15 protein-coding genes are annotated in these 22,297 nt (G+C 68.8%); 12 read left to right on the forward strand and 3 right to left on the reverse strand.

All coding sequences use genetic code 11. The features are described 5' to 3' along the window. On the reverse strand, positions 1-1,191 hold the full coding sequence (gene dapC / locus LRM40_RS08695; RefSeq protein WP_151125222.1) for a succinyldiaminopimelate transaminase: 1,191 nt from the start codon (positions 1,189-1,191) through the stop codon (positions 1-3). A 206-nt stretch (positions 1,192-1,397) separates the two neighbouring features. Between dapC and LRM40_RS08700 the strand changes: the two genes are divergently transcribed. Beyond that, positions 1,398-2,375, forward strand: a complete 978-nt coding sequence (locus LRM40_RS08700; RefSeq protein WP_170288933.1) for an ABC transporter substrate-binding protein — start codon at positions 1,398-1,400, stop codon at positions 2,373-2,375. Beyond that, a complete protein-coding gene (locus LRM40_RS08705; RefSeq protein WP_151125224.1) occupies positions 2,372-4,723 on the forward strand; it encodes a hybrid sensor histidine kinase/response regulator in 2,352 nt (783 codons plus the stop codon). The genes LRM40_RS08700 and LRM40_RS08705 overlap by 4 nt, the downstream gene beginning before the upstream one ends. Before the next feature lies 1 nt (position 4,724). On the opposite strand, the gene LRM40_RS08710 is transcribed toward LRM40_RS08705, so the two are convergent. Beyond that, positions 4,725-5,243, reverse strand: a complete 519-nt coding sequence (locus LRM40_RS08710) for an SET domain-containing protein (protein ID WP_231067803.1) — start codon at positions 5,241-5,243, stop codon at positions 4,725-4,727. Positions 5,244-5,247: 4 nt separating this feature from the next. Then, complete coding sequence (queF, locus tag LRM40_RS08715) at positions 5,248-5,673, reverse strand: preQ(1) synthase (RefSeq protein ID WP_040500338.1); 426 nt, start codon at positions 5,671-5,673, stop codon at positions 5,248-5,250. 344 nt (positions 5,674-6,017) lie between these two features. On the opposite strand from queF, the gene smc reads away from it, so the two are divergent. From smc to istB, 10 genes are all read left to right on the forward strand, one after another. Next, positions 6,018-9,545 carry a chromosome segregation protein SMC gene (gene smc, locus LRM40_RS08720; RefSeq protein ID WP_151125225.1) on the forward strand — a complete coding sequence of 1,176 codons (3,528 nt, stop codon included), beginning with the start codon at positions 6,018-6,020 and terminating at the stop codon, positions 9,543-9,545. Continuing rightward, entirely contained in the window at positions 9,542-10,600 is a 1,059-nt protein-coding gene (locus LRM40_RS08725; RefSeq protein ID WP_151125226.1) for a cell division protein ZipA C-terminal FtsZ-binding domain-containing protein, read from the forward strand. The genes smc and LRM40_RS08725 overlap by 4 nt, the downstream gene beginning before the upstream one ends. A gap of 18 nt (positions 10,601-10,618) precedes the next feature. Further along, positions 10,619-12,709 carry an NAD-dependent DNA ligase LigA gene (gene ligA, locus LRM40_RS08730; protein ID WP_151125227.1) on the forward strand — a complete coding sequence of 697 codons (2,091 nt, stop codon included), beginning with the start codon at positions 10,619-10,621 and terminating at the stop codon, positions 12,707-12,709. Positions 12,710-12,868: 159 nt separating this feature from the next. Next, a complete protein-coding gene (locus LRM40_RS08735; RefSeq protein WP_151125228.1) occupies positions 12,869-15,973 on the forward strand; it encodes a type VI secretion system Vgr family protein in 3,105 nt (1,034 codons plus the stop codon). After that, complete coding sequence (locus tag LRM40_RS08740) at positions 15,970-17,412, forward strand: hypothetical protein (RefSeq protein ID WP_151125229.1); 1,443 nt, start codon at positions 15,970-15,972, stop codon at positions 17,410-17,412. The genes LRM40_RS08735 and LRM40_RS08740 overlap by 4 nt, the downstream gene beginning before the upstream one ends. 176 nt (positions 17,413-17,588) lie before the next feature. Then, entirely contained in the window at positions 17,589-18,440 is an 852-nt protein-coding gene (locus LRM40_RS08745) for a PoNe immunity protein domain-containing protein (RefSeq protein WP_231067804.1), read from the forward strand. Between the two features lie 57 nt (positions 18,441-18,497). After that, on the forward strand, positions 18,498-19,397 hold the full coding sequence (locus LRM40_RS08750) for a hypothetical protein (protein WP_151125231.1): 900 nt from the start codon (positions 18,498-18,500) through the stop codon (positions 19,395-19,397). Between the two features lie 14 nt (positions 19,398-19,411). After that, positions 19,412-19,819, forward strand: a complete 408-nt coding sequence (locus LRM40_RS08755; protein ID WP_151125232.1) for a DUF1910 domain-containing protein — start codon at positions 19,412-19,414, stop codon at positions 19,817-19,819. 122 nt (positions 19,820-19,941) lie between these two features. Then, positions 19,942-21,486: an IS21 family transposase gene (gene istA, locus LRM40_RS08760; protein ID WP_151126052.1), complete on the forward strand. Its 1,545-nt coding sequence runs from the start codon at positions 19,942-19,944 to the stop codon at positions 21,484-21,486. Between the two features lie 36 nt (positions 21,487-21,522). Then, positions 21,523-22,260: an IS21-like element helper ATPase IstB gene (istB, locus tag LRM40_RS08765; RefSeq protein WP_151126053.1), complete on the forward strand. Its 738-nt coding sequence runs from the start codon at positions 21,523-21,525 to the stop codon at positions 22,258-22,260. Positions 22,261-22,297 lie beyond the last annotated feature (37 nt).

Here is a 22,297-nt window from a genome sequence, read left to right on the forward strand (position 1 = left end):
TCAGAGGGAGCGGGTGTAGTCGACGATGCGCTGGGCGGCTTCCACGCACTCGTCGATTTCGGCCACCAGGGCCATGCGGATGCGGCCGGCGCCGGGGTTCACGCCATGGGCCTCACGGGCCAGCAGGCTGCCGGGCAGCACCGCCACATTGTATTGAGCGAGCAAGCCCAGGCTGTAGGCAATGTCGTCGCCCCCGGGCACGGCGGCCCAGAGGTAGAAGCCGGCGTCGGGCAGCTTCACGTCCAGCACCTCGGCCAGCATGGGGGTGACGCGCTCGAACTTCTGGCGGTAGAGCGCCCGGTTGGCCTGCACATGGGCCTCGTCGTTCCAGGCGGCGATGCTGGCCATCTGCACCGTCTTGCTCATGGCGCTGCCGTGGTAGGTGCGGTAGAGCAGGAAGGCCTTGAGGATGCGGGCGTCGCCGGCCACGAAGCCCGAGCGCATGCCCGGCACATTGGAGCGCTTGGACAGGCTGGAGAGCACCACCAGGTTGCGGAAATCGTCGCGGCCCAGGGCCTTGGCGGCCTGCAACGCCCCCAGCGGGGCTTCAGAACGGAAATAGATCTCCGAATAGCACTCATCGCTGGCGATCACGAAACCATGCCGGTCACTCAGCTCGAACAGACGTTGCCATTCGTCCAGCGGCATCACCGCGCCGGTGGGGTTGCCGGGCGAGCAGGCAAAGACCAGGCGGGTGCGGGCCCAGGTGGCCTCGTCGATCTGCGACCAGTCGCAGGCGAAGTTGCGGGCCGGGTCGCTGTTGGCGAAGGCCGTGTTGGCCCCGCCCAGCAGGGCCGCGCCTTCGTAGATCTGATAGAACGGGTTGGGGCAGACCACCACCGCTTCGCGTTCGGCCGGATCCAGCACCGTCTGGGCCAGCGAGAACAGGGCCTCGCGCGAGCCGTTGACCGGCAGCACCTGGGTGGCCGCGTCCAGCGCCACGCCGTAGCGGCGCTGCACCCAGCCGGCAATCGCCTCGCGCAGGGCCGGCTCCCCGGCGGTCGCCGGGTAGCTGGACAGGCCGGAGAGGTGGGCGCACAGCGCCTCCTCCACCAGGGCCGGGGCCGGGTGCTTGGGCTCGCCGATGCCCAGGCTGATCGGCCGCAGGGCCGGGTTGGGGGTGATGTCGCGCGTGAGCGCGCGCAGGCGTTCGAAGGGGTAGGCGTGCAGCCGGCCGAGCAGCGGGTTCATGGGCATGAATTATCGGTGAGCGGTTGGCCTGTCGCCTGCGTGAAACGGCAAGTCCGGATTTGCAACAAATCTTGTAGCATCGATCGAACCCGGCCACCTGCGTCAAACAAGCAGGTGCCGACTGGGGTATGTTGGGGGCCGGTTCTTCTTCCGGCAGAACGATTGACGTCAAGAGCACCGAGCATGTGGCGAGCGGGAGCAAGGCGATGAGGCGGCGCCAGCTGCTGCATGCGGTGGCCGCACCGGCCCTGGCCGGCGGGCTGGCCGCCTGCGGTCGTGCCCCCGAGCTGCCCCAGGCCAACGAGACGCTGCGCTTGGCCATCGACCTCTGGCCCGGCTACCTGCCGGGCGTGCTGGCCGACGAGCTGGGCTGGCTGTCGCCCGAGCGCATCCAGCTCAAGGTCTTCTACCCCGGCGACACCGACAAGATGCTGGCCGACTTCACCGCCGGCCGCTACGACGTCATGGGCGCCTCGCTGGGCGACCTGATCACCATCACGCGCGGCCACCTGGCGGTCAAGGTCATCACCATCACCGACGAATCCGCCGGTGGCGACATGGTGCTGGCCCGGCCGGGGCTGAAGCTGCGCCCCGACGGTCACTACACCATCGGCACCAACCTGGGTGGCTTCGGCGAGGTCTTCCTGCAGGAGTTCATCCGGCGCCAGCACCTGGAATCGGCCCAGTGGTCCTGGGTCAACGCCGACGCGGCCGAGGTGCCCTCGCTGCTGGGGGCGGGCAAGCTGGACGTGGGTCACACCTGGGACCCCTACGCCTCCCGCGCGGTGGCGGCCGGCGCGCAGCGGCTCTTCACGAGCCTGGATACACCCGGGCTGGTGTCGGACGTGCTGGTGGCCACCAATGCCACCATCCAGCGGCGCAGCCGGCTGCTCAAGCGCTTCCTGCGCTTCTGGTTCCAGGCGGTGGATTGGTGGCTGGCCCACCCGGACGAGGCGCGCAAGCTGCTGGCCCGGCGGGTCAATATGGAGCCCGAACGCATCTCCCTTCAGGGGCTGCGGCTCATCAACCTGCCCCGCAACCGGCAGCTGATGATCGGCGCCGACGGCAAGGGGCCCGCCCTGGCGCCCATCGTCCAGCGCTACAGCGACTATTTCGTGGACAAGGGTTCGGTGGTGCGGCCGCTGATCCCGACGGACCTGCTGGACGGGGAACTGCTGCCATGAGGACCCGCCTGTTCGTGGCCACCATGCTGTTCGGCGTGGCGGTGATTCCGCTGGGCATCGTCTCGGGCCTGCAACTGCGTCGCGATGTGCACCAGATCCAGGGCACCCAGGATCAGATCCTCAGCGGCCTGAGCCAGGAGGCTGCACGCGGCCTGAGCCAGCGCCTGTTCCGCCTGCAGGACAACATCCGGGCCGATGCGGCCATCCCGGGGCTGGCCGAGGCCGTGCAGCATCCGGACAAGGCCGACGCGCTGTGGCTCAACAAGGTCGTGAACATGGTGAGCCTGCGCGAGCCGGTGAACACCACCTCGGTGGGCGTGCTGGACGCGGCGGGCATCGACATCGCCGACACCCAGGCCCAGCGCATCGGCCGCATCGAGGCTTCCGAGGCCTATTACCGTCAGGCCGCGTCCCGGACCTACCCCTCGGTGGTGGGCCCGATGCACTCGCCGGAAGATGGGCGAGGCGTGCTGTTCGTGCTGAGTCCGATCCGCGCCGAGGGCAAGGTGGTGGGCCTCTTGCGCATGCGGCTGGAGGAAGGGCTGCTGGGGCAGACCCTGTCCGAGGCCCTGGCCGATCAGCCGACCATGCAGGGCCTGGTGTTCGACGGCAATGGGGCGGTGCGCGCCTGGACCGATCCGGAGATCCAGAACGGCGACCCCCTGCCGGCCGAGCTGACCCGCACCCAGGCCGCCCATATGGATGTGCTGTGGCAGGGCGCGCGGCTGCGCGGCGCCATCGAGCCGGTGCCGGGCACCGATCTGCGGGTGCTGGCTTATGAAGATTGGGGCCGCTACGAGCAGCTGTCGCTGTCCCGTCAGCGGGACTGGCTGATCTTCATGGGTGTGCTCACCGTGCTGGCCCTGGGCGCGGCCTGGACCATTGCCGACCGCATGGCCCGGCCGGTGGACGAGCTCAGCCGCAACGCCGAGGCCGTGGCCGGCGGCGAACTGGCCCGCCAGATGCCGGTGCAGGGCACCGACGAGCTGCAGCGCCTGAGCCGGGCTTTCAACCTGATGCGCGAGCACCTGGTGGCCAATCTGCGTTCGCTGTCCGATGAACTGGCCCAGCGCAAGCTGGCCGAAACGGCCCTGCGGACCAGCGAATCGCAGCTGCAGACCCTGAACCAGCGGCTGGAGCAGGAGGTGCGCGAGCGCACCGCCGAGCTGGCGGCGGCCAAGGAAGCGGCCGAGACCAGCAGCCGGGCCAAGAGCGCCTTTCTGGCCAATATGAGCCACGAGATCCGCACGCCGATGAACGCCATCATCGGCCTGACCGGCCTGATGCGCGACGCGACCACCGACCCGGCCCAGCTGGAGCGGCTGGGCAAGGTCTCCACCGCAGCCGGCCATCTGATGGGCCTGATCAACGACGTGCTGGACCTGTCCCGCATCGAGGCCGGCAAGCTCTCGCTGGAGATCGTCACCTTCTCGCCGGTCGATCTGCTGCACCGGACCATGGTCATGGTGGAGCACGGCGCGCGCGACAAGAAGCTGCAGCTGCGCACCGACATCGACCCGCTGCTGCCGGCCTACCTGCGGGGCGACGAGCGGCGGCTGGGGCAGATCCTGCTGAACTTCCTGGGCAACGCCATCAAGTTCACCGCGGTGGGCGAGGTGGGCCTGCGGGTGCAGATGCTGCGCCGCGAGGGCCAGCAGGTCTGGCTGCGCTGCGAGGTTTGGGACACCGGTATCGGCCTGTCGCCCGAGCAGCAGGCGCGGGTCTTCGACGCCTTCGAGCAGGCCGATGTCTCCACCACCCGGCGCTTTGGTGGCACGGGTCTGGGCCTGACCATCAGCCGCCAGCTGTGCCAGCTGATGGGCGGGCAGATCGGCGTGGCCAGCCAGCTGGGCGAGGGCAGCCGCTTCTGGATCGTCGTTCCGCTGCAGACGCCGCAGGAATTCACGCCGGCCGAGGCCCTGCCGCAACCGGCCAAGGGGCCCGTGCGCTGGGATGGCCACCGCGTGCTGGTGGTGGACGACAACCCGGTCAACCTGGAGGTGATGCAGGCCATGCTGGTGCGGCACGGTCTGGTGGTGGACTGCGCCAGCGACGGTGTGCTGGCGGTGGCGCGGGCCCAGAGCCAGGCCTACGACCTGATCCTGATGGACATGCACATGCCGCTGATGGATGGCCTGGAAGCCACGCGGCGCATCCGCGCGCTGCCGCTGCACACCCGCACGCCCATCCTGGCCATGACGGCCAATGTCTACGAGGAAGACCGGGAGCGCTGCCAGGCCGCGGGCATGAACGCCCACCTGGCCAAGCCCATTGACGTGCAGGCGCTGGAGAAGGCGCTGGACCGCTGGCTGGCGCCCGAGCCGCCGGCCCAGCCGGCGGCCGTCTGACTCAGAGCCGGCCCAGGCAGCCCGGGGCGCCGCAGCGGCAGGCCAGGCGGCCTTCGTGGTGGGTGTCGCCGTAGTTCACGGTCAACTCCTCGCCCACGGCGATGTCGCGCAGCGCGTAGAACTCGATGCGCCCCTCGTCCACGCTCAGCCGGGCATTGGGCTGGCAGCTGTGGTTGGTGAAGCGCATCGGGTCGGTGGAGCGGGCCAGGTCGACCGCCGTCTTGTGCGAGACCTCGACGATCATGATGCGTACCAGCGTGGCTGCGCGGCGCCGTGCCTCGGCCACGGTGATGGACTCGCCGCGGACTTCGCCGATCTTCTGCCAGCGCGGCACCGGCTCCAGCGCGAACACGCCGAAGCCATCGATCGGGCTGCGCCGCACCGCCACGTCGTACTTCTGGTAGTGCGGGCGGATGGCCAGGCAGCCCATCAGCAGGGCCTCGCGGTCGGGCGCGGGCGGCCCGAAGATGACCGGCGGCTGAGAGGCTGGCGACGGCGCACGCGGGGCGAGCTTGGGCAAGGCGTCAGAGGCCGGTGGCGTGCGGCAGGTGGGGGGCCGGCACCACGGCGTCGCCCTTCCAGCCGCGCTTGCGGTGCTCGGCGATCACGTTGGTGTAGATGCCGCCGCGCACATACCAGCGCGCGGTGATGCGGGCGTAGCGCGGGTTGGTGGTGGCCACGATCTTGCTGAGGATGTCGTTGGTCACCTTCTCGTGGAAGGCGCCCTCGTTGCGGAAGCTCCACATGTACATCTTCAGGCTCTTGAGCTCCACGCACAGCTTGTCGGCCACCATGTCGATGACGAAGTGGGCGAAGTCCGGCTGGCCGGTCAGCGGGCAGTGGCAGGTGAACTCGGGGATCTGGAACTGGATGACGTAGTCCCGCTCAGGCGCCGGGTTCGGGAAGACGTGCAGCTCCTTCGAGGGCGCGCTCGGCGGGTTGACCGGCATCGGGCGCTCCTTCGGGGCCGCGGCGGCGGCCTTGGCGGCGCGGGCCGGCTTGGCAGCAGGCTTCGAAGCGGGCTTCGCGGGGGTCTTCACGGTCGTCTTGGGGGCGGCGGGGGTACGGGCCATGGCAGCACAGGCGCAATGCGCAAAACAAACAGGGCCGGCGCCGGCGGATGGCCGGGCGGCCCAGACTGGGGATTCGGGCTGCTGCACCAGCCCGGACGGGAAGGCCACGATGGTATCATGCTGCGCACTTGCTTTGCCCTGAAATGGGCAAAAAATACACATAAATCAACAGGTTAGCGAGGAGGCCTGATCCACCGACGGATCGGCGCCGTTCCCACTGCATGCGGCTCAACCAGATCAAGCTTTCCGGCTTCAAGTCCTTCGCCGAGCCCACCACCTTCCAGCTGCCCGGGCAGCGCGTGGGCGTGGTGGGCCCCAATGGCTGCGGCAAGTCCAACATCATGGACGCGGTGCGCTGGGTGCTGGGCGAATCCAAGGCCAGCGAACTGCGTGGCGAGTCCATGCAGGACGTGATCTTCAACGGCTCGGGCAACCGCAAGCCGGCCAGCCGCGCCAGCGTCGAGCTGGTGTTCAACAACGAGAGCGGCCGGGCCGGTGGCGTCTGGAACCAGTACGCCGAGATCGCCGTCAAGCGCGTGCTCACGCGGGACGGCAACAGCAGCTACTTCATCAACAACCAGGCGGTGCGCCGGCGCGATGTGCAGGACGTGTTCCTGGGCACCGGCCTGGGCCCGCGGGCCTACGCCATCATCGGCCAGGGCACCATCAGCCGCATCATCGAGTCGCGGCCTGAAGAGCTGCGACTGTTCCTGGAAGAGGCCGCCGGCGTCTCCAAGTACAAGGAGCGCCGCCGCGAGACCGAGAACCGCCTGAAGGACACGCGCGAGAACCTGACCCGGGTCGAGGACATCCTGCGAGAGCTCAACGCCAACCTCGACAAGCTTGAACACCAGGCCGAGGTGGCCACCCGTTACCGCGGCCTGCAGGAGCAAGGCACGCTCAAGCTGCACCAGCTCTGGTTCCTCAAGCACCGCGATGCGGCCACCGAGGAAGAGCGGGTCAAGCTGGCCATGCTGGAGGCCACCAATGCGCTGGAGTCGCGCATGGCCGAGCTGCGCCATGTCGAGGCCCAGCTCGAGACCATCCGTCAGGCCCATTACGAGGCTTCCGACGCGCTGCACGCTCGCCAGGGGGATCTGGCCCAGGCCTCGCTGGAAGTGAGCCGGCTGGAGGAGCGCATCCGCTACGTGGTCGAAGGCCGTCAGCGGGCCCAGGCCCGCCTGGGCGAACTGCAGGCCCAGAACGAGCAGTGGCAGCAGCGCCGCGAAGAGGCCCTGGCCGAGCAGGAGACCATCGCCGAGCAGATCGCCGCGGCCGAAGAGCAGGCCGAGATCCTGGCTGCCCAGGCCGAGGAGGAAGCGGGCTCATCGCCCCAGCACGAAGAGGCGGTGCGTGCCGCCCAGGCCCGCGCCAACGAGCAGCGCACGGTGGTGGCCCAGGTGCAGCAGCAGATCCAGGTGCTGGCCGCCGAAAGCCGCAACATCGACGAGCAGAGCCGTGGCCTGCGGGCCCGGCGCGAACGCCTGGCCAGCGAGCGCCAGGGCCTGGCCGCGCCGGACGCCGACAAGCTGCAGAGCCTGCGCGAAGAGCTCTCCATCGCCGAAGAGGCCGCGGCCGAGGCCGAGGCCCGGCTGCATGAGCTGAGCGAACAGCTGCCCGCGCTGGACGAGCAGCGCCGCAACCAGCAGGCCCTGGTCAACCGCGAAGGCGCCAAGCAGGCCGACCTGACCGCTCGCCTGGAAGCCCTGCGCACCCTGCAGGAAAAGGTGCAGACCGAGGGCAAGCTCAAGCCCTGGCTGGCCAAGCACGGGCTGGACGGCCTGCAAGGCCTGTGGGCCAAGGTGCACATCGAATCCGGCTGGGAAGTGGCGCTGGAGGCCGCGCTGCGTGAACGCCTGAACGCCCTGTCCGTGGGCCGGCTGGAGACGGTGCGGGCCTTCGAGCAGGATGCCCCGCCGGCCAAGCTGGCCTTCTATTCGCCGCCGGCCTCGGGGGCGGTCCATCCGCCGGCCGGCACCGCGGGCCTGGCCCCGCTGGCCGACCTGCTGCGGGTGGAAGACGCGGGCCTCAAGGCCCTGCTGACCGACTGGCTGGCGGGCGTCTACACCGCCGCCAGCGTGGAAGACGCGCTGGCCCGCCGCGCCCAGCTGCAGCACGGCGAGCTGCTGATGACCCAGAAGGGCCACGCGGTCTCGCAGTTCGCGGTCAACTTCTACGCCGAGGATTCCGAGCAGGCCGGCATGCTGGCCCGCGCCCAGGAGATCGAGAACCTGGACCGCGGCACCCGCGCCCAGGCCCTGCTGGTGGACGAGGCCCGCACCGCGCTGGTCCGGCTGGAGGCGGCCTACACCGAGGCTGCCCAGCGCCTGGCCCAGGCCCGGCGCGAAGCCAGCGACACCCAATCCCAGGCGCACCAACTGCAGATGCAGTGGGTGCAGCTGAGCCAGCAGGCCGAGGCCGCCAACACCCGGCGCGGCCAGCTGGAAGAGGAACTGGCCGAGATCGATGGCCAGATGGACGAACTCTCGGAGCGCCGCGCCACCGGCGAGGCCCGCTTCGAGGAGCTGGACATGGAACTGGCCAACACCCAGGAGCGCCATGCCGAACTGGAAGAGGCGGTGATCCAGGCAGAGCGCAAGCTGGCCGGCGCCCGCGAGCAGCTGCGCGCGCTGGAGCGCCAGGCCCAGGAAGCCCAGTTCCAGGCCCGCGCCTTGGCCTCGCGCCGGGGCGAGCTGCAGCGCGCCATCGAAACCGCGCAGCAGCAGATCCACGCCAACACGGCCAGCGGCGAACAGCTGCAGTTGGAGCTGGAGAGCTTCAACGACGCCGCCGCCCAGGCCGGCCTGCAGGAGGCCCTGGCCGTCCGTGCCGAGAAGGAAGAGGCCCTGGCCGAAACGCGCATCCGCTACGACGAGCTGTCGCACCAGCTGCGCCAGGCCGACGAGCAACGCCTGGGCTTCGAGCGCAGCCTGGAGCCTCTGCGCGAGCGCATCACCAAGCTGCAGCTGGAGCAGCAGGCCGCCGCGCTGGGTGGCCAGCAGTACCTCGAACAGCTGACCGCCGCCGAGGTGGACCTGGAAGCCCTGGCCCGCGCCATCGAGGAAGGGCAGGTCAAGCTCTACGGTCTGCAGGGCGAGATCGACCGCATCAACCGCGAGATCGCCAGCCTGGGCGCCGTCAACCTGGCCGCGCTGGACGAACTGGCCGCCGCACGCGAGCGCAAGACCTTCCTGGACGCGCAGACCGCCGACCTGACCGACGCCATCACCACGCTGGAAGGCGCGATCCACAAGATCGACCTGGAAACCCGCGACCTGCTGATGAGCACCTTCAACCAGGTCAACGAGGGCTTCGGCCGCATGTTCCCCAGCCTGTTCGGCGGCGGCACGGCCAAGCTCATCATGACCGGTGACGAGGTGCTGGACGCCGGCGTGCAGGTGATGGCCCAGCCGCCGGGCAAGAAGAACTCGACCATCCACCTGCTGTCGGGGGGCGAGAAGGCCCTGACCGCCATTGCGCTGGTGTTCGCCATCTTCATGCTGAACCCGGCGCCGTTCTGTCTGCTCGACGAGGTGGACGCGCCGCTGGACGACGCCAACACGGAACGCTACGCCCGCCTGGTGGCCGAGATGTCCACCAAGGGAACGCAGTTCCTGTTCATCTCGCACAACAAGATCGCCATGGAAATGGCCGAACAGCTCATTGGGGTGACCATGCAAGAGCAAGGCGTGTCCCGCATCGTGGCGGTGGACATGGAAGCCGCCGTCAACATGATGGAGGCGGCATGACATTGACAGTGGGGTTGGCCATCCTGGCCGGTGTGGTGTTGCTGGGCGTGGTGGTGCAGGGTGCCTGGGCGGCCCGCAAGGTGGGGCCGCGGGTGCTGCCGGAGCCGGGCCAGCGCCATGAGCCTTCGCTGGGTGAGGGCGGCGGGCCCGCCTTGCCCGTCGAGCCCTCGCTGGCCGAGCCCGCCGCGGATGGCCTGCCCGAGCCGGTGGCCCGGCCGCTGCCCACCCGCCGCAGCGCCCGCATCGACGCCCTGATCGACGCCATCGCCACGCTCACCCCCGAAGGGCCGGTGAGTGGCGAACTGGCGCTGCAGCACCTGCCGCCCACCCGGCGTGCCGGTGGCAAGCCTTTCCAGATCGAAGGCCTGAACGCCGACAGCGGCGAGTGGGAAGTGCCCCGGCCGGGCCAGCGCTACGGCGAATTCCAGGCCGGCTTGCAGATGGCCAACCGCAGCGGCGCCGTCAACGAGATCGAGTATTCCGAGTTCGTGCAGAAGATCCAGCCCTTTGCCGATGCGCTGGGCGCCACGGTGGACTTCCCCGACATGCTGGACGTGGTGGCCCGCGCCCGTGAGCTCGATGGCTTCGCCAGCCAGCACGATGCCCAGCTGGCCGCCTTGCTGCGGGCCAATTCGGTGGCCTGGTCGGTGGGCTATCTGCAGCAGTGCGCGGCCCGCCACGGCTTCGTGCCGGGCGCGGTGCCGGGCCGGCTGGTGCTGCCCTCGTCCGACGAGGGCGCACCGCCGGTGCTGGTGCTGGCCTTCGATTCGCAAGTGGCTCTGTCCGACGACCCCGGTCAGGCCGCGCTGCGCGAGGTGTCCCTGAGCCTGGACGTGCCGCAGACGCCCGAGAGCGGCGAGCCCTTTGCCGCCTGGCAGGAATGCGCCCGGCGCCTGGCCGACGACCTGGACGCCACCCTGGTGGACGACCGCGGCACCGTGATCACGCTGCATGCCTTCGCCACCATCGGGCAGGAACTGGGCCGGCTGTACCGCGCGCTGGAGCAGCACGATCTGGCTGCCGGCACGCCCGCGGCGCGGCGCCTGTTCAGCTGATCTTCACCGGGCTCCGCCATGTCGACGAATGAACTGCCGGTGCCGCCCGAGGCGGCCGCCGAGGCCGCACAGCTGCGCGCCACGCTGCACCATCACGCCCACCAGTACTACGTGCTGGATGCGCCCGAGTTGCCGGACGCCGAGTACGACCGCCTGTTCCGGCGCCTGCAGGCGCTGGAGGCACAGTACCCCAGCCTGCTGACGGCCGATTCGCCCACCCAGCGGGTGGGGGGCCGCGTGCTGGACGGTTTCACGCCCGTGCGCCACGCGGTGCCCATGCTGTCCATCCGCACCGAGACCGACACCACCGCCGGCGGGGCCGAGGCCTTCGACGCCCGGGTGCGGCGTGAGCTGGCCCTGGCCGAAGACGCGGCCCCCATCGAGTACGCCGCCGAGCTGAAATTTGACGGCCTGGCCATGAACCTGCGTTACGAGCACGGCGTGCTGGTGCAGGCCGCCACCCGGGGCGATGGCGAGACCGGCGAGGACGTGACCCAGAACATCCGCACCATCGGCCAGATCCCGCTGCGCCTGATCGGCGCCACGCCGCCGGTGCTGGAGATCCGCGGCGAGGTCTTCATGCGGCGCGACGACTTCGAGGCCCTGAACGAGCGGCAGCGCGCGCTCATTGCCGCTGGCGCCAAGAACGAGAAGACCTTCGTCAACCCGCGCAATGCCGCCGCCGGCGCCGTGCGCCAGCTGGACCCGGCCATTGCCGCCAAGCGCCCATTGAGTTTCTATGCCTATGGCCTGGGCGAGGTGCAGGGCTGGGACGTGCCCGCCACCCACAGCGGCCTGCTGGACGCGGTGGCCGCGCTGGGCCTGCCGGTGTGCGAGCACCGCGCGGTGGTACAGGGCGCGGCCGGCCTGGTGGCCTTTCACGAGCGCATGGCCGCGCTGCGCGACAGCCTGCCGTTTGACATCGACGGCGTGGTCTACAAGGTGAACGACCGGGCCCTGCAGGAGCGCCTGGGCTTCGTCACCCGTGAGCCGCGCTGGGCCGTGGCCCACAAGTACCCGGCGCAGGAGCAGATGACGCGCCTCCTGGACATCGACATCCAGGTCGGCCGCACCGGCAAGCTCACCCCGGTGGCCAAGCTGGAGCCGGTGTTCGTCGGCGGCACCACCGTCAGCAACGCCACGCTGCACAACGAGGACGAAACCCGCCGCAAGGATGTGCGGGTGGGTGACACCGTCATCGTGCGCCGCGCGGGCGATGTCATCCCCGAGGTGGTGGGTGTGGTGCTGGACAAGCGCCCCGAGGACGTGGGCGAGCCCTTTGACCTGTACAAGCGCCTGGGGGGCCAGTGCCCCGTGTGCGGCAGCCCCATCGAGCGCGAAGAGGGCGAGGTGGACTGGCGCTGCACCGGCGGCCTGACCTGCCCGGCCCAGCGCAAGCAAGCCCTGCTGCACTTTGCCAGCCGCCGCGCCATGGATGTGGAAGGCCTGGGCGACAAGCTGGTCGACCAGTTGGTGGACGCGGGCATCGTGCGCGCCATCCCCGACATCTACAAGCTCGGCTTCACGTCCCTGGCCACGCTGGAGCGCATGGGCGACAAGAGCGCCCAGAACCTGCTGGCCGCCATCGAGAAGAGCAAGACGACCACGCTGGGCCGCTTCCTTTTCAGCCTGGGCATCCGCCATGTGGGCGAGACCACGGCCAAGGACCTGGCGCGCCACTTCGGCAACATCGACCGGCTGATGGACGCCCGCGTGGAGGAGCTGCTGGAGGTGAACGATGTGGGCCCGGTGGTGGCCGAAAGCATCCGCCACTTCTTCGACCAGCCGCACCACCGCGAGGTGGTGGAGCAGCTGCGCGCGGCCGGTGTGTACTGGCCCGACGAGGCCGGCCTGGCCAGCGACGCACCGCGCCCGCTGCTGGGCCAGGTGCTGGTGCTGACCGGCACGCTGCCCACGCTCAGCCGCGACGAGGCCAAAGCCCTGATCGAAGCCGCCGGCGGCAAGGTGACGGGCTCCGTCTCGAAGAAGACGAACTACGTGGTGGCCGGCGAAGAGGCCGGCAGCAAGCTGGACAAGGCCCGCGAGCTGGGCATCACCGTGCTGGACGAGGCCGGGCTGCGTGCCTTGCTCGACGGCGGAACAGACTGAGGTCGTCGAAGGCTGTGGGCGGGTGATCGTCGACGACGTAACACCCGTATCCAAACCTTGCCGCAGGCGGGTGTTTCGGCGGTGACTCCCTCTGGCGGGGGATGGTGACGATGCGGAGCCTGGCGACACTGGCCGCTCTGTCATTCGCCGGTGCCCCGCATGGCTGCCTCGTTTCCTGATCTCGACGTCCTCAGCGCCTTCACCTGGCTGGAAGAGACCGAGCGGCTGATCACGCTGCGCACCGCGCTGCCGGCGCTGAACCTGGTGGCCACCCGCCTGGTCATGCGCGAAGCCGAGGGCCAGGGCTTCGAGCTGATCCTGGACGCGGTCTCCACCTCGGCCTACCTGCCGCTCAAGAGCCTGATCGGCGAGCAGATGACCGTGGGCCTGCGCCAGGCTGATGGCACTTACGCCCCCTGGCACGGCTATGTGACCGAGGCGGCCCAGCTGGGCAGCGACGGCGGCCTGGCCCGCTACCGCCTGGTGATGGCGCCCTGGTTGGACATGCTCAAGCTGCGCCGCGACAGCTTCGTCTTCCAGGACAAGACGGCCCCCCAGATCCTGGACGACATCTTTGCCGACTACCCCGCCGCCCAGTGGCGCTGGGAGCTGGCCGACGCTTCGGCCCTGCGCACCCGCTCGCTGTGCATCCAGTACCGCGAGAGCGACTGGGCCTTCGTGCAGCGCCTGCTGGCCAGCGAGGGCCTGAGCTGGCACATCGAGCACCTGGGCGACGAAGACGCCGCCACCGCCGACGAGCAGGGCAAGGCCCGCCACGTGATGGTCATCACCGACGCCGGGGCCGAGCGGGCCGACCTGGGCCCCATCCGCTTTGCGGCCCTGCACCCCACCGCGGTGGTGGCGGGGCTGGAAGACCCGATCACCGGCTTTGCCGCCCAGCGCAGCCTCACCCCCAACGCCGTGGCCCTGGGCAGCTGGAACTACCGCAACCTGGCCGGGGCCAGCGCCGAGCTGGCCAGCGCCCTGGACCTGGGCGACGTGCCCTGGCTGGAGCAGTACGACGGCAGCGGGGCGTATCGCTTTGCGGACACCCAGGCCGCCGAGCGCGCCGCCCGCCTGGCCCTGGGCGCCCTGGAACTGCAGGCCAAGCGCTTTGCCGGCCAGGGCGGTGCCCGGGTGCTGCGGGCGGGCGCGCAGTTCCAGCTGATCGACCACCCCCTGTACGGGGCCAACACCACCGCCCCGAGCTATGCGGCAGCCCTCACCGCCAGCCATCCGCGGCCCGACAACGCCTTCACCGTGCTGGCCGTCGAACACCATGTGGCCAACAACCTGGGCGACCAGGCCGCCGAGCTGCTCAAGCAGACGGCCCTGGCCAAGGGCGGCTACCGCAACCAGTTCCAGGCCGTGCCGGCCGCAGCACCCGTGCTGCCCCGCCCCCAGCGCCGGCCCACCGCGCCCACCCTGCTCACCGCCCGGGTGGTGGGGCTGCAGGATGAAGCCCTCACCACCGAGCGCGACCACCGGGTCAAGGTGCAGTTCCACTTCCAACGCGGCGCCAGCCCCAACCCGGGCGGCCTGCCGCACGCCTACAGTGCCGATGAGACCGGCAACGCCCCGGGCAACGAGCAGAGCGGCACCTGGGTGCGCGTGGCCACCCCGGCGGCCGGAGCCAACTGGGGCGCCGTCTGGGTGCCGCACATCGGCTCGGAAGTGGTGGTGCAGTTCATCGAAGGCGACATCGACCGCCCCATCATCGCCGGCGGCCTGCCCAACGGCGACCAGCCCCCGCCCTTTGCGGCGGGTGTGGACGCCGGTGTGAACCACCCCGGCGTGCTGGCCGGCCTGCACAGCCGCACGCTGGATGGCCAGCACACGCAGCAATGGGTGGTGGACGACGCCCCCGGCCAGCTGCGCACCCGGCTGGCCACCACCCACACGGGCAGTGAGCTGAGCCTGGGCCACCTGATCAACCAGAGCCCGAGCAGCGCCCAGCGCGGCGCCTGGCGCGGCAGCGGCTTCGAAGCCAACACCCAGGGCTGGGCCAGCCTGCGCGCCGGCCAGGGCCTGCTGGTGAGCACCCAGGCGCGCAGCGGCACCTACGGCTCGGCCCAGGGCCCACAGATGGACGCGGCCGAGGCGCTGGCCCAGCTGCAATCGGCCACCGAGCTGGGCCAGCGCCTGTCGCAAGCCGCCCAGGCCATTGGGGCCCAGGGCCTGACCAGCACCGAAGAGGGCCAGGACCTCAGCAAGCTGCACCAGGCCCTGGACCCGGCCCAGGACGGGCGCCATCCGGACCAGGTCAACGGGCAGGCCGCCAAGATCCCCACGGATGGGCGAGACAGTGGAGGAGACCCCAGCCAGGGTGATCCTGTCCCCGCCTTCGCCCAACCCGCCGTGGTGCTGGACAGCGCCGCGGCCCAGCTGCTGGCCACCCCGGCCAGCGTGCAGCAGTTCAGCGGCCAGCGCCTGAGCCAGGTCGTGCAGGCAGACCTGCAGGCCAGCGTGGCCCATACCGCCTCCATCGCCGCCGGCCAGACCGCCAGCCTCTACGCCCACCAGGGCGGGCTGCAGGTCAAGGCGGCCAACGGGCCCGTCTCGCTGCGCGCCCACACCGACGAGCTCAAGCTGCTGGCCGATCAGAGCGTGACCATCACCAGCGTGAACGACGAGATCCGCATCAGCGCGAACAGCAAGATCGAACTCATCGCCGGCCAGTCGGGCATCACGCTCGAAGGCGGCAACATCACCGTCACCACCCCGGGCAGCTTCGCGGTCAAGGGGGCCACGCATGGGTTTCTGGGGGGAGGGAGTCGGGCGGCGAGCTTGCCGGCGCTGCCCACGGGGGTGCTCTCCCAGGCACCCGTGTTCATGGAGTTGAACCTGCACGACGAATGGCTGATGCCGGTGGCCGGCGCGGCCTACACCGTGGTGTTCGAAGACGGCACGCAGCGCCAAGGCCATCTGGATGCCAACGGCCATGCCCGGCTGGAAGGGGTACCCAATCTGTCTGCCCGCGTGTTCTATGGCGAGGATCCGGCTGAACCGGAGGCCCGGGTGGCCTTGCCCGCCAACGACTTCCAACCCAGCGCACAGACCAACGAAGAGGCCGAGGCCAACATCAAGGCTTACCTCGAACGCGCCGAAGCCTTCTGGGCGGAGCAGGCGACCGCCGAGCAGCGAGAGATGCGTGCCGAACTCAACGACGAAGGTTCGGATGACGCCGGCGAGAACCTCTGGCACTACCTGGACGAAGCGCAACAGCAGTCGCTGCAACAGGAACTGCAAGGAGACGGCGCATGAGCGGCGCAACGGCGGTGGCCAAGGGAGGCGCTGCGGTGGCCCAGGCCGAGCGCAGCGGGTGGTTCGACTCGATCAAGAACGAGGCCCTGAGCTTCGTCAAAGGCGACAACAACGCCCCCTGGGCCATCCTGGCCGAGACGGTGATCGGCTGCGTGCCCATCCTGGGCCAGGTGGTGGACGCTCGGGACATCATCAAGGGACTGATCGAGGTCAGTGGCGCACCGGCCAGCCCGCTGGCCTGGTTCAACCTCATCACCGCCCTCATCGGCTTGATTCCGGGGGGAGGCGACGCCGCCAAGCGGGCGCTGCGTTCCGTGAAGGCTGGCGCCACACAGGTGGACGATCTGCTGGCCATGATCCGAAGGATCTACAAGGGCGACCCGGAGGCCCTGCTGCGCAAGGTGCTTGATCTGTCCACGCTGCGCAAGTCCCTGGACGACATCCTGGCCGACCCACGACTGACCAGCCGGCTCAGCCCCGAGCTCAAGCAGAGCGTCGAGGGCATTCGCGCCAACCTGTCCAAACAGTTCGACAGCTTCAAAAAGGAAGTGGACGGCTGGCTGGCCAAGGGACGCAAGACCAGTGCCGACGGGCCACCGGCTGCCAAGGCGCCCACGGGCACGCCTGCGGCCAAGCCGGAGACGCACGCCAAGGCCGGTACGCAGGAGAAGGCCCCCCACAGCGACCCGGCCCAGGCCCAGACCCCCAACGCAGCCCAGCAACGCACGGCGCGTTTCAAAACCCTGGCCAACAAGTTCCTGGGCGTGATGGGCGAGCACATGGCCGACTACCACTGCCAGGACACCAAGGGCTGGGGCAGCAAGACCGCCCACGACGGGGGCGGCCTCAACCCGGCCAAGCTCAACGATGGCGGGCATCTGGTGCAACTGTGGCCGACGCTGGTGCGCGGGCGTGGCATCGATGCGGTCTGGAAGACCACAGGGGCCACCAAGCCCTACGCCATCATCGAGGCCAAGGCCAGTTACGACCCCACCAAGTCACTCCAGGCGCTGCTGGGTGAGGCGGGGGACAAGACGGAGCGGCAAGGTGGCAACTCCGGAGGACTTCAGCGGCGTTCAGGTACCGGCGGGCAAGGTGCGAGCGGCCCCGGCAGCATTCGCCAGACCAACGGCAAGGTCACGCAGATGGGGCATGGGTGGATTCAGAAGCGTCTGCCCAAAGCATTGCAGATGGCCCCTCTAGACTTGGACGTATTGCGCAAAAAGAAGGAGGCCGTCTATTCCCGTCACATTCTCTTTTTCTCGATTCCGCAGGCTGTTGCCCATGCCGAGGCGCTGATCAAGTTGACCGCGCAGCAGAGCGTTCCAGCAGGATTTCATGCAGCGCACGAGATCACCAAGGAATGGGGTGATGCGGCCATCGACAAGGTTGTCGACAATCGCGCCGGGCTCGAAGATGCAGCCCGTAGGCGCGGGTAATGAAGGTGGTCAGTATGGAATTTCAAAAGCGGCGCCGGCAGCAGTTTCTTGGTGAAACCTACTATCGCGACCAACTGCCAAGATTCGAAGATGTGATCCATGGCGACGACGGCCTTGAAGTTGGACTCCGAGCCAGGGAAACCCAACGAGGACTTCATCTTTCACTGGCCAGCGGAGTGGGATTCGAGCTCTTCAATCGCCTGACTCTGCGCTACACCGCCGGCGAGCTGATCGAGCCCCTGCGATCCGAGCTTGAGCAGGTCATCGCAGCCTACGAACGTTATGGCGAGTTGCTGTGGTCCTTCCGCAAGGACCGCAATGAAGTGGTCTTCGAGTTCACCAGCATCGACGACTACTGCCAACTGATGCAGTTGATCGGCCTGTGCTTCCTGCTGCACCGCAGGGATCTTCTGCCCCGGTTGGCTGCGCTCCAGGACGGCGTCGATGGCACGAATGGCGGCTGCGATGTGATCTATGAGGAGTTCATGATTCACGTGGTCGGTCCTGAGAAGCGGTATCAGACGGACCACGCCTGCCAGATCCGCCCCTACGAGAACCTGTTCTACGCCCTGACCGAAGACACGCCGGCCAAGCAGCTCAAGGAACTCGATCTGTTCCTGAAGCACTGGTACAAGGACCTGGCCGGCACCGGCTGGCATGACAGTCACAAGCCCGACGAGAACGGCAACCAAGGCGGCTACTACGGCTACTGGAGCTTCGAGGCGGGCGCGGCCGTGCTGCTGCTGGGCATTGAAGACGATTCCAGCCTGCACAAGTACCTGTACTACCCCAAGGATCTGGTGGCCTGGGCTCGCGAGCATGCCAAGCTGACTCAGGCCGATGCTGCATCACCAGGCCACGCACTGCGCCTGCGCTGCGAAGCCAACCAACCCTGCCCCAAGGCCGGCTTCTGGTTCACCCCCGCTCGCGCCAACAGTCGCCAGCGTTTCGAAGCGGGACAGGTGATGCCCGAGGTGGGGGGCGACTACGGCGCCACCCTCTGGCAGTGGGACGAGGTGCAGGAATAACCCAGGAAGAGCTCGCCATGCAACGGCAGGCCCTGCCGAGAAAGACGTGGACGGCTGTTGGCCTGGTGGCGCAAGACCACTTTCGGCGGCTCGTCCAGCGTCAAGGCACCCACAGGCACGCCAGCCGCCAAGCCGGAGACGCACGCCAAGGCCGGTACGCAGGAGAAGGCACCTCACAGTGACCCGGCCCAGCCCCAGACGCCCAACGCGGCCCAGCAGCGCACGGCCCGCTTCAAGACCCTGGCCAACAAGTTCCTGGGCGTGATGGGCGAGCACATGGCCGACTACCACTGCCAGGACACCAAGGGCTGGGGTGCCAAGACCGCCCATGACGGTGGCGGCATCAACCCGGCCAAGCTCAACGATGGTGGCCATCTGGTGCAGCTGTGGCCGACGCTGGTGCGAGGGCGCGGCATCGATGCTGTATGGAAGACCACAGGGGCCGCCAAACCCTACGCCATCATCGAGGCCAAGGCCAGTTACGACCCGACCAAGTCGCTCAAGGCGCTGCTGGGCGAGGCGGGGGACAAGACGGAGGGGGCGAGCACCGCTGCAACAGCATCAGCCGGCCGACGCGGGGGGCGTTCAGGAAACAAGGGCAGCGGCGGAAGCAGCGGTGCGACCGACACCATTCGCCAGACCAACGGCAAGGTCACGCAGATGGGGCATGGGTGGATTCAAAACACCAGGCGACTGGGGCGCGCATTGGGAACAGCTTCTGCGGCGTTCGGCGACATTCGTGATCGAGGCGAGAAGGTCTACAGCCGGCATGTCCTCTTCTTCTCGATCCCCCAGGCTGTCGCCCATGCCGAGGCGCTGATCAAGCTGATTGCGCAGCAGAGTGTTCCGACAGACTTTCATGCAGCGCATGAGGTCACCAGGGAATGGGGGGACTCGGCCATCGACAAGGTTGTCGACAATCGAGCAGGGCTTGAAGGTGCCGCCCGCAAACGTTGAACAGAGCAATCAGCATGGAATTTCACAAGACACGTCGGCAGCAGTTTTTGGGCGAAAGCTACTACACAGCCGTTCTGAGGAGTTGCGACGATGGAGTCGAAGCCGTAGGCTTGCTTCTGAAAGCCGCTGTAGCGGAGGGTGACATTCGCTATGCACACGGCCGGGCGCGGGTACTTGCTGAGACCCGATTCGACCGGCTGACCCTGCGCTATACCGCCGGCGAGCCAATCGAGCCCCTGCGATCCGAGCTTGAGCAGGTCATCGCAGCCTACGAGCGGTATGGCGAGTTGCTGTGGTCCTTCCGCAAGGACCGCAACGAGATGGTCTTCGAGTTCGATGTCATCGACGACTACTGCCAGTTGCGTATTCCACGCGATGGCGGACACGATTCCACGCTGATGGCGGACAGTGTTCCACCATGATGGCGGACAGTGTTCCACGCTGAAGGCGGACAGCATTCCAAACTGATGGCGGACACCTGCGGGGTGTTCTGAGTGACCCGAACGCGGCATACGCTGCCCGGTTTTTTTGACCGGAGCCAGCGATGCCCACACCCAGGGTCACCATGAGCAAACTACGACACACACTGCAACTGCTGCACCGCGGGGCCTTGAGCACCCGTCAAATCGGTGCCGCCCTCGGCATCTCCAAATCCACTGTCAGCGAGATAGCCAGCTACGCGCGCGTGGCCGGCGTGGACTGGGCTACGGCCCAGAGCCTGAACGACGACGAACTCCAGGCCCGGCTTTACAAGCCACCCGTGGCGCGCGAGTCCCGGCACCTCGAACCCGACCACGCCCACATCCACCGCGAACTGCGCCGACCTGGCGTGACGCTGCAGCTGCTGTGGGAGGAATACCAGCAACAGCACAGCGGTCAGGCGTACAAGTACAGCGCCTTCTGCGAGAAGTACAAGGCTTGGGCCCGGCGCCTGCAGCGCTCCATGCGCCAGACCCACTCGGGCGGTGACAAGCTCTTCGTGGACTACGCCGGCCAGACCGTGCCCGTCGTGGACGCCAGCACCGGCGAGATACGCCCGGCCCAGGTCTTCGTGGCAGTGCTGGGCGCATCGAACTACACCTACGCCTGCGCCACTGCCAGCCAGAAGGCCGCTGACTGGGTGGCCAGCATCATTGCCACGCTGGAGTTCATCGGCGGCGTGCCCCGCCTGCTGGTGCCCGACCAGCCGCGCGCCCTCATGGCCCGCCCCGACCGCTACGAGCCCACCGCGCACCGCCTGCTCGAAGAACTCTGTGCGCACTACAGCCTGGCCGTGATGCCCGCGCGCCCGGCCAAGCCACGCGACAAACCCAAGGTGGAGGTCGCCGTGCAGGTGGTCGAGCGCTGGATTCTGGCCCGGCTGCGCCACCAGACCTTCTTCAGCCTGGCCGAGCTCAACCGGGCGATTGCCGCCTTGCTGGTGGACTTGAACCAGCGCGCGTTCAAGAAGCTGCCGGGCAACCGCGCCAGTGCCTTCGCCGAGCTTGACCGGCCGGCCCTGCGCCCCCTGCCGGCGGTGCGCATGCCCATCGCGCGCTTCAAACCCGCCCGCGTCAACATCGATTACCACGTCGAGCTCGATGGCCACTACTACTCGGTGCCCCACGCCCTGGTGGGCGAGCCGGTGGAGTTGCGCATCACGGCCGGCACGGTCGAAGTCCTGCATGGCGGCAAACGGGTGGCCGCCCACGCCCTCAATCCCCGCCGGGGTGCACACACCACCACACCTGAGCACATGCCGGCCTCGCACCGGGCGCACCTGCAGTGGACGCCGGCCAAGCTCATCGCCTGGGGCGAGCGCGTGGGTGCGGCCACCGCCGCCGTGGTGCGCTGGCAGATGGAGCACCGCCAGCATCCCGAGCAGGGTTACCGCTCCTGTCTGGGCCTCATGCGCCTGGGCCGTGAGTACGGGGCTGACCGGCTGGAGGCCGCCTGTGCGCGGGCGCAGTCGATTCGCTCACCGTCCTACAAGAGCATCGCCTCCATCCTGGGCTGCGGCCTGGACCAGCGGCCGCTGGATGCGCCGATGGCCGCACAGGCGAGCCTGCCGCTGCACGAGAACGTGCGCGGGCCGGACTACTACCACTGAGCTCCAACGCGCAAGCAAACCCAACAAGGAAGAACCATGCTCAACGAACAGACCTTGAACCAACTGCGCGCCCTGCGCCTGGACGGCATGGTGGCCGCCCTCAGCGACGCGGCCACCCACATCACAGCCAGCGAACTGCCCTTTGAACAACGTCTGGCGCTGCTGGTGCAGCGCGAGGTGGACTGGCGTGACAGCAAACGCCTGGAGCGCCTGCTCAAGGCGGCCCGCCTGAAGGTCTCCAGTGCCTGCCTGGAGGACATCGACTGGCGCGCCAGCCGGGGCCTGGGCCGGGAGGTCATCACCAGCCTGGCCGGCGGCGACTGGCTGCGCCATGGCCACAACGTGCTGCTGACCGGCGCCACCGGGTGCGGCAAGACGTGGCTTGCCTGCGCACTGGGGCAGCAGGCCGCGCGTCTGGGCTTCTCGGTGCTCTACACCCGCGCGCCACGGCTGCTGCAGGAGTTGCACGTGGCCCACGGCGATGGCAGCCTGGGCAAACGGCTGGCGCAACTGGCGCGGCTGGACCTGCTCATCCTGGACGACTTCGGCATCGCGCCGATTGCCGCGCACGAGCGAAACGACCTGCTGGAGTTGCTCGACGACCGGGTGGGTGCGCGCTCGACGCTCATCACCAGCCAGTTGCCGGTGACGGCCTGGCACGCCTGGCTGGACGAGCCCACGCTGGCCGACGCCATCCTGGACCGCATCGTGCACGGCTCGCACAAGATAGCCCTCAAGGGCGAGTCGATGAGAAAGCTGGCAAAGGCCGTCTGAGCCGGCCGCGCCGACCGCCATTCCACGCTGATGGCGG

The organism is Ideonella dechloratans, from assembly GCF_021049305.1.
GTDB lineage: Bacteria > Pseudomonadota > Gammaproteobacteria > Burkholderiales > Burkholderiaceae_C > Ideonella > Ideonella dechloratans.